We start from the raw sequence: 14,875 nt of genomic DNA on the forward strand, positions 1-14,875 counted from the left end.
CGTTCCCTTTGTTTATTCCCAATTTTCACCATTCCCTCTTGGATGATTAATAAAACGAAATCAATGCAAATATTAGGCTGATTTATACCTTCCTTCGTGGACATTTCTACTTTTATTCATATTTAATACGAGTTACCAAAGTCTGGAAATATAGTAAACTACACAAACTTTTAACCATTTTTATAATTCGAGATTCTGTTTTAAAAGCACATATAAATAAACATCAAATTTTTAGGGAAGCTTGGAAGGAATAAGAGCTTCTTTCTCCTCCCAGCTTCTGAAGCCATTACATTTCCGGATCTACTTACTGAAAATTTCCTCATTTTTTTTTAATAACTTAAGCGTTACATTTCTTAAAAGTCCGGGTAAAACTCCAAAAGTATAAGGTTTATAAACTCGTTCTGTCCATTTATGAGCGTCTTTTCCATATACCCCGATATTAATGGACGGAATATTGAGATTTCTAATGTCCTTTATAGGCAAAGGATAAATGGACTCCCATTCTGGGAAATTATTTAATAACGTCAGGATGTCCTCGTCAGTTTCGTGCAATGATAAAAAGCTGCCATCTGCCAAATAGGGGAAGAACTTTTTCAGTGCAAACTTTTCGTCGGTTTCTTTTGCTACTTCATCTAATACTTCTTTTAGCGCATTTTCCAGATTAGCGTCCCTTTCATTATCTTGATTTAAATAGTTGTGCGGAAGATAAGGTGGCGCGAAAAAGATGATAACCCGAGGCTTTTTATTCGGATCAAGTTCTTGTAAGGCTTCGATAATTTTGAAGCAAAGCATTCTTGGCTCTAAATTTTCATTCTCATTAAACACTTTCTTCATTCTTTCCGATGTATTAATACCCATCTTTTCCAACTCTTCCACATAATCGGCTAAACTCGTTACTTCAATATTCCAGGATAGTGTTTTCGGTGGCAACCCTGTACGCATGAGAAAATCGTTGTAATGCTTGAATAGAACATGTTCTGTTTCCCTGCAGGCCTCAACCGCAACAGCAATTAATTTATCCATGACTTCTTTCGTCGTCGCTTTATAAACAAAGTAGTTAAAATAGAGGTAGCTACTAGTAGCGGTTTGAACATTGTAAAATTCTTTTGTATCGCGTTGATACAAACAAGAAGGAGGGAGAACCAATTCACCGTCAATATTTTCGGCTAGATCCAAGTTATTATGGACACGGCGCGTTATCTCAGCCGCAATAAAGTTTGGATCAATACCGGATAACGTGTCACCTACGTGGGCCTCGCGACCATAAATATAGAAACTCGGCAGAAGCTTTCCTGCTGCTCCCGTATAAATATAGCGGTGAGGGTCATTATCATATAAAGGAGTAATAAAGTCATCATTAATGGCTACCGTATAAGACAATCCTTGCTCCTCTTTCAATCGATTCAACTCAGCAATGGCAGATATCACTCCCTTATGCTGACTTTCTTCATCAGGGTTCACCATTAACAGAATATTACCCGTTAATTCTTCGGGATGTTCGGAAAAGTGGAGAACATTGGCAATGTGTATTGCGATCCCGCTTTGCATATCAACGGACCCTCTTCCAAACAGCCACTCTCCTGATTGAGCGTCTTTTTTTACATCTTTGTCAAATTCATACATTTTGAAAAAATCTTCTAACGCATCCGGATTCATCGCATTTTTTTTCATGTTGCTATAATCTTCAATACCAACCGTATCCAAATGTGAATGGTAAATAATTGTATCTTTTGTCTCTGTTTTCCCTTTGACTAAAGCAAATATATTTTTCCGGCCCAGTAGATCGTTTGGAACCGGCTGTTCCCATACTTGAGATGGGTTTTGTTGAAAATACGGAAAGCCTAGAAGAGTTTCTTTTACAAAGTTAGCAACTTCCACCTCGCCAATTGTTCCGTTAATGCTGTTAATACTTACAAGAGCACGTGTAAGTGTTTCTACTTTTTCAGGCATTGTCATGTTGTGAATTTTGTTGTACATGATTGTTATCTCCTTAAAAATTTTTTTATTTAATAGTTGCTAACGGCTTATGCTTTAATGAATGGACAAATTGCTCCATTCGGTTTAATCCTTCTTCAAGCGTTTCGATAGAAGCCGCATAAGAAATCCTTATGTACCCTTCTCCAAACTCTGAAAACGCATCGCCAGGAACAACTGCAACACTTGTCTCTTGGAGCAGCTTCAGCGCAAAATCAAACGATTTCATCTTTGTACACTTTATAGAAGGGAAAACGTAAAAGGCACCATCTGGTTTGACCACATCTAAACCCATGTCGGTAAGCCGTGTGCAGATGTACTCTCTTCGTTTTCGATACTCTTCAACCATCTGTCTCGGATCATCCTTCCCTTGGGTTAAAGCTTCGATTGCGGCATATTGGCTAATTGTGCTGGCACATACTGAATTATAAAGATGGACTTTTAACATTTGGCTAGATAAATAGGAAGGCGAAAAAGTAAAACCAATTCTCCAACCTGTCATAGAATGGGATTTTGCAAGTCCGTTAATGATGATGGTTTTTTCCCTCATCCCTGGAACAGAGGCAATTGAACAATGCTTTTTATCATAAGACAGTTCACTGTAGATTTCATCTGATACAACAAAGATGTTTTTATTTCTAAGTACATTAGCAATTTCAACGATATCTTCTTCACTTAACATCCTTCCGGTAGGGTTTGAAGGTGAGCAAAGAACAATGCAGCGTGTTCGTTCCGTTAGTTTATTCTTAATCATTTCAGCATTCATTTTAAAAGAATTTTTTGACGTATCAACGTAAACCGGAACTGCTCCGCATAATGTAATTAACGGTTCGTATCCAGGATAAATGGGAGAGGGAAGAATGACTTCATCCCCTGCTTGTAAAATGGTTCGGAACGCACTATCAATGGCTTCAGTTGCACCATTTGTTACAATGATTTCATCCTCAGGATTGTAGACGAGATTGTACTTTTGAAATACATAATCTGCGGCAGCCTCCCGTAGGCTCAATAGGCCCGCGTTATGTGTATAGGCTGTACGATCTTGTCTAATCGCTGTTATTGCAGCTTCTTTTATATGTTCAGGTGTTGCGAAATCTGGCTGACCAAGGGTAAGGTTGATCGCATCGGTATAATGGATCACCATATTGGAAAATGTCCGTATACCGGGAATCTTGATGGTTGAGACGCTTTTATTTATCGAAATTTCCATTTGTCCTATCACCTTTTTTATTAATTTTGATCTTACATGGTGTTTCTAATTTTCAGCCGGAATTAATGGACGATCAGGTTTAATGAGAAACCATAAGAAAATAGCAAGTCCGATAGGGATGATGTTGATTAAAAGGGTTGTATTCCAACCCATTTCCTGTGCAAACCATCCGCAGATAATCGGAGACGTTATTCCTCCAATACTTCCCCAAAGGTTCATCCAACCACTGACAGATCCTGCGAATTCTTGACCTAAATCGTTTGCGGTTGCCCAAGAAGTAACTATTGGCAGCCCAAGAGCGCCAAGTGCTAGTGTCAACCAGACAACGTTCATCCAAGGACTTGTGGAGTAGGCAGCGAAATACAAACCGATAATGAAAAAAATGAATCCGATCAATGCTAGACTACCTCGAGCCTTCATTCGTGAGTTTGTTCTTTGTAAGATGATATCCGATACGGCGCCTCCAGCTAGAACAGTGAAACAAATAGCCAGCCAAGGGAAACTTGCAGCAACCCCCATTTCTTTTAATGAGAAATTTCGTGCTTCCATTAAATAAGTAGGTAACCATGTTAAAAAGAAGGTGTTCATATAGATGACGACAAAGTATTGTATCCCAACTGCCCAAAATCGGATGTTTCTAAGATACATCTTCCACGGGGCGGTCTTCTTTTCTGTTCCGGTGATGCTTCGATTTTCACATATAAGAACTTTTTCTTTTTCAGAAATCCAAGGATGATTTTCTGGTTTATCACGACCTACAATATACCAAATGAAGCCAATTCCGATGCCGAGAATAGCGAAACTATAGAAAACGCCTTGCCATCCAAAAAGCAGCATGATTGCCACTGAAACTCCTGGTGCTATAACAGGTCCGAAGAAAGAACCGGCTAATAATGCACTTGCTGCTCGTCCCTTTTCATGTTTTTGGAACCAGTATGTATTGAAGACAGCGTTGGCTGGATACATTGGACCCTCTCCAACACCAAATAAAAATCTTACAATGCATAATACAACGTAAGACGTAGAGGCCGCTGTAAGTGCTGTAAATGCAGACCACCAGGTAACCGCAATTATAATGATTTTCCTTGACCCGAACCTTTCTGCCAGCATCCCCCCTGGAATTTGAGCAATACAATATCCTGCGTAAAAGAGGGAAGACAAAAGTCCAAATTCAACTTTGTTCATATTTAGAGCATCCATCATCGGTTTAGCGACCACAGATAGATTGGCTCGGTCCATGTACGCTATCAAACCTATAATAAAAAAGATCAAACCCATTCCCCAACGTAATCCAATTTTTCTTTCCTTCCCTTGAGATTCGGCGATTAATTCTACCTGCTTATCGACCTTCACTTGTTTCATCTTTTTATCCACTTCCTTTATAAGAATTGATAACTGAAAAAGTATAAAACAGGATTATGTTGGGAGCCTAGGTGAGAAATAAGTATTTTTAGTAAATCGATTAATTCTGATTATTATCTAACATCTTTTCCCAAAGAGGATCGAAACGACGAAGGTATTTATCAACACCTAACGCTTGCAACTCTTGACGTCGTTTTTCATCTGCTTCTTCTTCCTTTTTGCCGATTTCAATAAAACTTAATGTTTCTTCTTGTGGAACAACTAACAGGCCATCGTTACTTCCAACAATAATATCCCCAGGGTTAATGATGCATCCTGAAATGGATACAGGCACATTTACGTCGCCACCAATACTATAGACTTTGGTAGTTAAAGGTGAAATCGCGTAAGAAAACACGGTGAATTGCAAATTATTAATTATTTTAGTGTCGGTGACAGGCCCGTTAATGATCGCAGCAATGGCTCCTTTTTCCATCGCAACTCTTGTTGTAATTTCTCCCCAACATGCAAAACGCTCTTCTTCGTTCATATCAATCACAACTACATCACCAGGCTGTACTAAATCCAGTGCCTTATAAACTAATAGACCGTCATTTGGAGGGATTCGGACCGTCACTGCCGGACCAGCAAATGTGGTTTCAATCGGGAATAAAGGCTTGATTTTCTTAGTACTGATTAATTGGAAATTCAAATGATGCCCATAATCACTTGGTGAAATAGTTCCCAATTGCTTTACTTCTTCAAGTTTGGGTCTTGGAGTTTTAGAATTTACCGTTATCATTACATTCATCCTTTCTTTGTAAACGCTATCAATCATTAACTTATACCTCTTATGACTTGTTGTATTTATGTTGTATATTATATGTATACAACAGGTAAACTTATTAGTCAATCTATTCTGAAATTTAAATACGCGATTTATATGATAGAATATAGTAAGTTAAAGAAATTCCTTGTTGTTTATTTTTATATACCATTATGTAGTATTAATACTTTTTAAAAGGATAGATAAAATGAGCATACACCAACCCAAAAGACAATTTTTAAAAGATCGAGCTTATGAGATGATTAAGAAACTACTTATGAACGGAGAGTTATCGCCAGGAGAATTTGTTAAAGAGGGGGATCTTAGTGAACAGTTAGAAATGAGCAGGACTCCTATTCGGTCAGCCCTTCAGCGTTTAGAACATGATGGATTGGTTCGTATTCATCCAAAGCAAGGTATCTATATATGTGATATTTCTGTGAAACAAGTCAATGAAGTGTATGAAATACGTATTGCACTTGAAACATTTGCGTTACGAAAGCTTTCACATAGTATTGAAAAACCCCAACTAGAAGAACTATATGACATCTTAAACAAGCAATACGAGTATATAAAAAATGAGGATTCCTATTCAGCACTTGAATATGATATGAGGTTCCATCTTAGAATAATGGAGTTTAATAAAAATGAACAAATGTTAGAGATGTTTAAAAGCATTAGAGAAAAACTGAAATTTTACGGAAAAGAAGTATTAAAGAAAAAAATAGATCGCCTAAAGCAAACATATGATGAACACGTATTAATTGTAGAGGCCCTGGAAAAAGGCAACACGGAAGAAGTAGTTCGAAATATTGAAGAACACTTACAATATGGCAGAAAAACGCTTCTGGATCCATGAACTGTACGGCAAAAGTGTTAAATGATCCTAGTTTCTAAAAAACATAAAAAAGGACTGACTTTGAACTGCAGTATCTGAACAACTTTGTGGAACAAGATCATCGTTTTATAAAAGCGGATCCGTTCCATGTGGGGATTGAAATCGTTTCGAACAGCCATATATTTTGAGTGGTATCGAAGCTATGCATAGGGTTAAAAAAAACCAACCTCATCAACGGGCAAAGTCTGCCCAAAATGAGGTTGAATTCATTCATAAGTTCATTTTGCACCAGAACCTTCTAAACTCCCCACGAATTTACCTTATACTAACAAGAATCTAGTTAAATTCAAAAAGCTTGCATTATCCATTATTTTTTTTTATTATAATACTTGTATACAAGTGTACTTGAACTCTACAAGAAGGTGAATTTATGACTGAATCAAAGGAATTTCTTTACCCTGTAAAATGGCTTTCAAAAGCTTCAGCTGGTGATCGTGTAACATCCGAGCTTAGAATGCGTATTATTTCGGGGATGATTGAAAGCGGTACCATCCTTTCTGAAAATAAATTAGCTGCTGATTTTGGTGTTAGCCGCTCACCAGTTCGTGAAGCGTTAAAAATACTGGCATCTGAAAATATCATCCGATTAGAAAGAATGGGTGCGGTTGTCATTGGTTTAACAGAAAAAAAATATGCAGAAATATATGATGTACGGATACTCATCGAGACGTTTGTATTTGAACGTCTAGTAAAGGTTGACACGAATGAATTAGTAATGGAGCTTAGTAAAATACTGGAAATGATGAAAATTTCCATAAAATACAGAGATGCTGATGAGTTTTCCTATCAGGATGTCCTGTTCCACGAAACGATCATTCGGTCCATCAATCATTCCTACATTCTGATGATTTGGGATAATTTAAAACCTGTGATGGAAAGTTTGATTCTTCTATCCATGCGTTGTCGTTTTAAAGAAAAGTATGAAGACTTTACACGGATCATTAATAATCATCAACTTTATATTGATGCGATAAGAACAAAAGATCGAGACCTCATGATTAAGTCGTTACATGTAAACTTTGATGATGTTCAAGGGGAAGTTGAAGACTTATGGATGGCCCAACAGATGCTTTCAAAAGGAGTCGAACAAGAAAATGACTAGCTATATGTTAGGTGTAGACATCGGTACAACAAGTACAAAAGCTGTATTATTTACGGAAAAAGGCGATGTCATTCAGCAAGAAAATATTGGTTATCCTCTTTACACACCGGATATGACAACAGCGGAACAAGACCCTGAGGAGATTTTCCAGGCTGTTCTGAAAGCCTTTTCAAATATAACGAAACAACATTCAGATAAAAAGATATCATTTATTTCATTTAGCAGTGCGATGCATAGTGTAATAGCTATGGATGAAAATGACCAGCCGCTAACCCGTTGTATCACTTGGGCAGATAATCGCAGTGAAGCTTGGACCCATAAAATTAAAGATGAATTAGATGGGCATGAAGTTTACAAACGAACCGGAACACCGATACACCCGATGTCTCCTTTATCCAAAATCACCTGGATTGTGAATGATCACCCAGAGATCGCAACCAATGCTAAAAAGTATATCGGGATTAAAGAATATATCTTTAAAAAGTTTTTTGATCAATATGTTGTCGATTATTCCCTTGCTTCATCCATGGGCATGTTGAATCTCAAAAACTTGGATTGGGATGAGGAAGCCTTAAGAATTGCTGGAATAACGCGTGGTCAATTATCTGAACTTGTACCAACAACAAAGATATTTAACAACTGTGACCCGGATTTAGCCAATCAAATTGGGATTGATCCACAAACCTCTTTTGTCATTGGGGCAAGTGATGGTGTCCTTTCAAATCTAGGTGTAAACGCTATCCGGAAAGGAGAAATCGCTGTCACGATTGGGACAAGCGGTGCGATTCGGACGATTATTGACGAGCCGAAAACAGACGAAAAAGGAAGAATCTTTTGCTATGCCTTAACGGAAAAGCATTGGGTGATTGGCGGGCCGGTAAACAATGGCGGGATGGTCCTTCGCTGGATTCGCGATGAGTTTGCTTCTTCCGAGGTAGAAACAGCTAAAAGGCTTGGAATCGACGCTTATGAAGTCTTAACCAAGATTGCCGAACGTGTAAGACCAGGCGCTGATGGATTGTTATTCCATCCATATCTTGCAGGTGAACGTGCACCATTATGGAATCCAGACGTGCGGGGTTCATTTTTCGGATTAACACTCTCGCATAAGAAAGAACATATGATTCGAGCAGCTCTAGAAGGAGTCATTTACAATTTATACACAGTATTTTTAGCCTTAACCGAATGTATGGAAGGTCCTGTGACCCGAATTCAAGCTACGGGAGGCTTCGCAAGGTCGGCTGTTTGGCGGCAAATGATGTCCGATATCTTTGAATCGGAGGTCGTGGTTCCAGAAAGCTACGAAAGTTCGTGCCTGGGTGCTTGTATATTAGGATTATATGCCACCGGGGAAATTGATTCCTTCGAAGTAGTTTCTGAAATGATAGGCAATACCCACAAGCACACACCGAAAGATGATTCTGTAAAAGAATATAGGCAACTACTGCCGATTTTTATTAACCTATCAAGGGTATTGGAAAACGAATATACACAGATTGCAAATTATCAAAGAAACTTAATAAATGCTACAAAGTAAAGACATGGAGGAATTAAAATGCCATTAGTTATAGTCGCTTTAGGAATTGTCGCTTTATTAATTTTAATAATGGGCTTAAAATTAAACACCTTTATTTCCTTAATCATTGTATCGTTTGGAGTAGCTTTAGCACTTGGGATGCCACTTGATGGAATTGTCAAAACCATTGAAGCTGGATTAGGCGGAACACTTGGTCACTTAGCGTTAATCTTTGGACTTGGAGCGATGTTGGGTAAGTTAATTGCAGATTCAGGCGGCGCGCAGCGCATTGCCATGACCCTTGTTAAAAAATTCGGTGAAAAGAATATTCAATGGGCAGTCGTAGCAGCATCATTTATTATCGGTGTCGCGTTATTTTTTGAAGTGGGATTAGTATTATTAATTCCAATCGTATTTGCCATTTCAAGAGAATTAAAAGTTTCGATATTATATCTTGGTATTCCAATGGTAGCGGCATTATCCGTAACTCACGGTTTCTTACCGCCGCATCCAGGACCAACCGTTATCGCTGGTGAATATGGTGCAGACATTGGTCAGGTTTTACTTTACGGCTTCATTATTGCGGTTCCAACCGTTATTTTAGCTGGACCAGTATTTACGAAGATAGCTAAAAGATTAGTACCTGAATCATTTACGAAAACAGGCAGCATTGCCTCTTTAGGGGAACAAAAATCTTTTAAACTTGAAGATACACCTGGATTTGGAATCAGTGTATTTACGGCTTTACTTCCGGTTATATTAATGTCAATTGCTACAATTATCACTTTGATGCAAAAAACAATGGGCTTTGAAGACAATGGTTTACTAGCAGCTATCCGTTTTATTGGTGAGGCCGGTACTTCCATGTTGCTCTCCTTATTATTTGCGGTCTATTCAATGGGATTAGCAAGAAAGATTCCAATGAAAGATATTATGGAATCTTGTACATCAGCAATCTTGCATATCGGAATGATGCTCTTAATCATAGGGGGCGGAGGAGCCTTCAAGCAAGTATTGATCGACGGCGGTGTAGGTGACTATGTAGCTGAATTATTTAAAGGTACATCATTATCACCAATCTTGCTTGCCTGGATCATCGCGGCAATCCTGCGTATTTCCTTAGGATCTGCAACCGTAGCTGCTTTAACGACAGCTGGTTTAGTTATTCCGATGTTAGGTCAGACGGACGCTAACCTTGCTCTAGTTGTACTTGCTACAGGAGCGGGAAGTTTAATCGCTTCACACGTTAACGATGCTGGTTTCTGGATGTTTAAAGAGTATTTTGGTTTAAGCATGAAAGAAACATTTGCAACATGGACCTTGCTTGAGACGATCATTTCAGTAGCTGGATTAGGATTTATTCTATTACTAAGCTTATTTGTATAAGCCTTTCCCGGCAGTAAATCCCCCACTATGGCAGGGATTTACTGCCTATTATTCTTACATAGAAGGAGCAGAAATAAATGTACAATACAATTGGTGTCATTGGTTTAGGGGTAATGGGCAGTAATATCGCTTTAAATATGGCTAGTAAAGGGGAACAAGTAGCTGTCTATAACTACACAAGAGATTTAACGGATCAGCTTGTAGCTGAATTGGACAGTCAGTCGCTCCATCCGTATTACGAAATCCAAGACTTTGTTCAGTCACTTGAAACTCCAAGAAAGGTTTTTCTAATGGTGACTGCGGGTAAGCCGATCGACTCGGTGATCAATTCATTGCTTCCTCATCTTGAATCAGGCGATATTATCATGGACGGCGGTAACTCCCATTACGAAGATACTGAACGCAGATATGATGAATTGAAATCTAAAGGAATCAGTTATTTGGGAATTGGTATTTCTGGTGGAGAAGTCGGGGCATTAAAGGGACCTTCAATCATGCCAGGCGGAGATAAAGACGCCTATGAAAAAGTAGCTCCGATTCTGACAAAAATCGCAGCACAAGTAAATGATGATCCTTGCTGTACCTATATCGGTCCAAAAGGAGCAGGTCATTTTGTAAAAATGGTACATAACGGGATTGAGTATGCAGATATGCAATTAATCGCCGAAGCCTATACATTTTTAAGAGAAAAGTTGCATTTGGAAGTTCATGAAATTGCTGACATCTTTGAAACATGGAATCAAGGCGAACTGAAAAGTTATTTAATCGAAATCACTGCTGAAATTTTAAGGAAAAAAGATGAAGTAACTGGCTTACCCTTGATCGATGTGATTCTTGATAAAGCAGGACAAAAAGGTACAGGCAAATGGACCAGCATGCAAGCTATTGATAACGGAATACCAGCATCGATTATTACTGAGTCTTTGTTTGCTCGCTATATTTCCGCTTTAAAAGAAGAGCGGGTTAATGCAGAAAATATTCTAACAGGCCCTGAGAACGATCAGCAAAAATTAGATAAAAATGAGTGGATTGACTATATTAGACAAGCATTATATATGGGAAAAGTTTGTGCATACGCACAAGGTTTCACTCAATATAAAATGACTTCTGAACTTTTCGGCTGGGATTTGCCTTTAAAGGATATTGCGCTGATTTTCCGTGGTGGCTGCATCATTCGTGCAGAATTTTTAAACGTCATTAGCGAAGCCTATCAAGAGCAGCCGAATCTGGCTAATTTATTAATCTCACCATATTTTGCCGAAAAGGTTACGGATTACCAGGTAGGATTGCGAAAGGTTGTCTGTGAGGGAATAAATTCCGGTATCTCGTTTCCATGTTTAAGCACTTCACTCACTTATTACGATAGTTATCGAAAAGGCATCTCAAATGCTAACCTTTTGCAAGCACAACGTGATTATTTTGGAGCACATACCTATGAACGACGTGATTTAGCAGGAGTCTTTCACACAAACTGGCAGTGATAGAAAATGATAAAAGAGACGATCATTTCTCAATAACCGTTCTTGAATTTGAGACAGTTACTTTACTTCAATAAGAGAGTTGCTTTGGCAGCTCTTTTTTTATGTAACAAAAGGGGGGCTATCTAAATTTTAAAACAAAGTTGATTGGAGCGGGTGTGCGAGACTCCTGCGGGAAAAGCGTGTCCAGGGGAGACTCCGCAGGCTGTAATTAAAGAGGGTGGAAATTTTAGTTAGGGCATTTTAATTGGTGTATTTAATTGATAATAATCCCTATATGATCGATAGGATACCATTTTTTTATCCTGATAATATCCATCTAACTGCAAAATTTTGGATTTATTGGTTTCTAAATAATAATTAAACCCTTCTTTCTAAACTATAGAAAGCATAGGAAATTCCAAGCATTTGTTTCTTGGTAACTTTTTTATCAGGGTGATGTTGTATAAAATCAGCCAACTGTTGTACAGATGTTGATGGAATGTCTGCGATATTAAATAAGGCTTCCTTAATACTAGACTTTACTTTATTCAAAGTAGTCTTTGCTTTATGTTTGATTTTGTTGGAATGCCTTGTCATAAATATCACTCCTACTCTGATTATAGTTAAAAGATTTATTATGTTATTTCCAATCATCAAACGAAGTAAACTCAAATTTTAATACTGGGAGAACTTCTACAAAAATAGAAAAAGACTTGGTGGAAAAGATTGACGGGCAACGAATAATGTTTTTTTGGAGGTTTAATACTCAGGTTAAGTGGTATATAAATGATATCGGTTTATAGCAGTTTATTCCCCTGCTACCTTAATTTTATGGCCGGGGTTCACTATGAAATAGTATCGTTTCATGAATGATGTCGGCAAGTGGCACATATTCTTCTTTTGATTATTACCAATTAGATAAAAAAGGAGTGATATATCATGAGGCAAATGTGTATTTACTGTTTTAAATGGGCTGACATAGATACGATGACACCAATTTTTGAACAAGGTAGAGAGTTCGTCAATTATTATTGTGAAGATTGTGTTACTGCTGTTATGGATAATTTGTTTAAGCTCCCATACAAACATGTATGCGAACAATCAAGAACCCACTAGCATCAAGCAATGCGAGTTAAAAGATAAGCGATTGAGCTGAAGCACCATAACTAGAAGCCATCTCAATCGAGAAGGGCTTTTTTTGTTCGGGTTTGTCCTCTTATTAAGAATAGCGCATTTTAAGATTAATTTAGTCGAACCTTTGCGAAATATTGATTTATAGTCCTTTTTTTATCCTATTACTTTCTTTTTCATTTAAAGATGAATGGGGGCATTAAATCTCCTGTTTCTAGGGGGCAACGAGGATTCAGTAATATATATTTAAAGGCGAAGGCCTCCCAAAGTTTACTGTGTGGGAGGCCTTTTCTTCATGTGAGAATGGAGCTTCATCTTTGTTTGAACATGGATGTAGATAATGAATATTAATGTAACTGCAAGTAATTATCTTCACCCAATTTGTATCCAGCAAGCAGGAGGTTTAACCCTAGTTATTTCAACCCACTTAAACAATATGATTATACCGAATATTATTAGGTAGTACCTATGAGGTAGTATATCGGAGTGAGGAAAAATTAAATTTGATGCATGATTTAATTAATGAATTTGAATTAGATATTAACAATATTTTTGTATACAACAGATGGGTATCTAAATAAAGTAATAGTAATATTTGTCTTTAACTTTAACAATATTGCTCTTTATTTCTTGTGTATCAGGATTTTATCAAAATAAAAACAGTTAAAGAAACTAAAGCATATAAGGGGAAGATTAACCTGTTAAAGGAATTCAATGTTTGTTATACTCTTGACGCTGATGTTAAGTGGGAGAAAATAAAAAAAGGATTGAGTAGTAAAAAAGAGGATGTTTTACAAGAAGTCTTAAAAAGGATGGAACACTGTGAGTATTTTATTGTAAAAAGTGATAGTAAGCATCATATTATCAATACATCTTTAATACGTTATATACGTATTTTTGATGGAAATAAGTAATCTCACTACTGCTTTCTTAGAATATAAGTTATGGTTGTATTCTCCTAACAGTCTATCTGGAAGGGGATTTTTTCTATGGTAAAAAAGGGGCAGGCCTTTTATACATATACAGAAGAATTAAAGCGGTAAGTTGGAGGAAGGCTGTCATTTCCGACAGCTTCGTGAGCGATTTAGTATCAAAAGTGATGCGCAAATAGCGAATTGGGTAAAGAAAGTCCAAAATAATGAGCCATTAGAAAACCAGTGCGGTATATGGAACCGTAGGAATTTTACTATCTAAAGCACAGGTGGACTAAAGCGCAATTCAAAATCTACATGGGCAGAGAAAATATATTTGGTACAAAAACAGCAGAGCAAGCTTATGTGCTATTCATGGTTGGTTAACACTTTGAAAGGAGTGTAAAGATGAATAAAGAATTAGATGATGGTTTTATTGGGGCATTAATGGTTTCCCTTCAAGACGAAAGGGTCATTGAAAAGATAAAAGAAATAGCAGAAGCGGGCTCGTATAGTCAAATGGGTGAACATAAGGAGCTGCTTAGAGAAAAAGAAAATGAAATTGCAAGGCTCCAACAAGAGATTGAGTCGAAAAAAGAGGAAATTAGTGAGTACCAAATAATGATCCACCATCTAAATGAGAAAATGGAATCCTATTTTAATGAATTACAAAAGAGAAGAGCAGACTTTCGGGAAGCAGAAGAACTTTATGAAGCTGTTCATCAATTATCCGAAACCACCAAAAGTTCCTTAAAAGGAATCTTCAAGGGCGGTTCGGTGCAGGAATTTATTGTCTGTGGTGTGCAATATGAAAACATTTCATCTTTGTGGGATTTTATTAAAAACGAGATTATGGAAGGACGAGAGCAGGAAAGAGAGATTTTGCTCGCCCTTTTTCTGTTTTTCTTTCAAGAGTACAGTAAAACATACGATACCCCTTTATATAAAATACAGGAAGTGAAAATGAATGAGGTCTTCAGAGAAGACTTATACATAAGAGCCCACAATAGCAAAATATCCGGGAACATTACGGACATCCTGCTGCCAGGATATATAAGCATTAATGGTAAAACCATTAAAAAATCCGTTGTGAGAATCTAGCAGGCGAAAAAGAGAATGA

At 37.5% G+C, this 14,875-nt stretch carries 11 protein-coding genes and 2 pseudogenes; 8 read left to right on the forward strand and 5 right to left on the reverse strand.

The genetic code is table 11. The features are described 5' to 3' along the window. Positions 1 to 300 precede the first annotated feature (300 nt). From NYE63_RS02015 to NYE63_RS02030, 4 genes are all read right to left on the reverse strand, one after another. Positions 301 to 1,977 (reverse strand): M20/M25/M40 family metallo-hydrolase, encoded by a 1,677-nt coding sequence (locus NYE63_RS02015; protein WP_342603881.1) that lies wholly within the window; start codon positions 1,975 to 1,977, stop codon positions 301 to 303. 25 nt (positions 1,978 to 2,002) lie between these two features. Continuing rightward, the gene (locus tag NYE63_RS02020; RefSeq protein ID WP_342603882.1) at positions 2,003 to 3,184 is read right to left on the reverse strand and encodes an aminotransferase A; all 1,182 of its coding nucleotides are present in this window, start codon (positions 3,182 to 3,184) and stop codon (positions 2,003 to 2,005) included. A gap of 45 nt (positions 3,185 to 3,229) precedes the next feature. After that, positions 3,230 to 4,546 carry an MFS transporter gene (locus tag NYE63_RS02025; RefSeq protein WP_342603883.1) on the reverse strand — a complete coding sequence of 439 codons (1,317 nt, stop codon included), beginning with the start codon at positions 4,544 to 4,546 and terminating at the stop codon, positions 3,230 to 3,232. Between the two features lie 100 nt (positions 4,547 to 4,646). Next, on the reverse strand, positions 4,647 to 5,363 hold the full coding sequence (locus tag NYE63_RS02030; protein ID WP_342603884.1) for an RraA family protein: 717 nt from the start codon (positions 5,361 to 5,363) through the stop codon (positions 4,647 to 4,649). Positions 5,364 to 5,559: 196 nt separating this feature from the next. Between NYE63_RS02030 and NYE63_RS02035 the strand changes: the two genes are divergently transcribed. From NYE63_RS02035 to gnd, 6 genes and pseudogenes are all read left to right on the forward strand, one after another. After that, the gene (locus NYE63_RS02035; protein ID WP_342603885.1) at positions 5,560 to 6,210 is read left to right on the forward strand and encodes a GntR family transcriptional regulator; all 651 of its coding nucleotides are present in this window, start codon (positions 5,560 to 5,562) and stop codon (positions 6,208 to 6,210) included. A 62-nt stretch (positions 6,211 to 6,272) separates the two neighbouring features. Continuing rightward, positions 6,273 to 6,529 (forward strand): annotated as a pseudogene (locus tag NYE63_RS02040) (DDE-type integrase/transposase/recombinase); the annotation flags it as partial. Positions 6,530 to 6,619: 90 nt separating this feature from the next. Beyond that, a complete protein-coding gene (locus NYE63_RS02045) occupies positions 6,620 to 7,351 on the forward strand; it encodes a GntR family transcriptional regulator (RefSeq protein WP_342603886.1) in 732 nt (243 codons plus the stop codon). Next, positions 7,344 to 8,888 carry a gluconokinase gene (gene gntK, locus NYE63_RS02050; protein ID WP_342603887.1) on the forward strand — a complete coding sequence of 515 codons (1,545 nt, stop codon included), beginning with the start codon at positions 7,344 to 7,346 and terminating at the stop codon, positions 8,886 to 8,888. Before NYE63_RS02045 ends, gntK begins: the two co-directional genes overlap by 8 nt. 18 nt (positions 8,889 to 8,906) lie before the next feature. Then, positions 8,907 to 10,253, forward strand: a complete 1,347-nt coding sequence (locus NYE63_RS02055; protein WP_342603888.1) for a GntP family permease — start codon at positions 8,907 to 8,909, stop codon at positions 10,251 to 10,253. A gap of 77 nt (positions 10,254 to 10,330) precedes the next feature. After that, positions 10,331 to 11,734: a decarboxylating NADP(+)-dependent phosphogluconate dehydrogenase gene (gene gnd, locus NYE63_RS02060; RefSeq protein WP_342603889.1), complete on the forward strand. Its 1,404-nt coding sequence runs from the start codon at positions 10,331 to 10,333 to the stop codon at positions 11,732 to 11,734. A gap of 357 nt (positions 11,735 to 12,091) precedes the next feature. Here the strand turns inward: gnd and NYE63_RS02065 are convergent, their stop codons facing one another. After that, positions 12,092 to 12,310 (reverse strand): hypothetical protein, encoded by a 219-nt coding sequence (locus NYE63_RS02065; protein WP_342603890.1) that lies wholly within the window; start codon positions 12,308 to 12,310, stop codon positions 12,092 to 12,094. A gap of 1,523 nt (positions 12,311 to 13,833) precedes the next feature. Between NYE63_RS02065 and NYE63_RS02070 the strand changes: the two are divergent. Together NYE63_RS02070 and NYE63_RS02075 are read left to right on the forward strand one after the other, a co-directional pair. Continuing rightward, positions 13,834 to 14,032, forward strand: a pseudogene (locus tag NYE63_RS02070) (IS3 family transposase); the annotation flags it as partial. Between the two features lie 131 nt (positions 14,033 to 14,163). Next, entirely contained in the window at positions 14,164 to 14,856 is a 693-nt protein-coding gene (locus tag NYE63_RS02075; protein ID WP_342603891.1) for a hypothetical protein, read from the forward strand. The last annotated feature ends 19 nt before the right edge of the window (positions 14,857 to 14,875 follow it).

Source organism: Peribacillus sp. FSL E2-0159 (genome assembly GCF_038643155.1).
Lineage (GTDB): Bacteria > Bacillota > Bacilli > Bacillales > DSM-1321 > Peribacillus > Peribacillus simplex.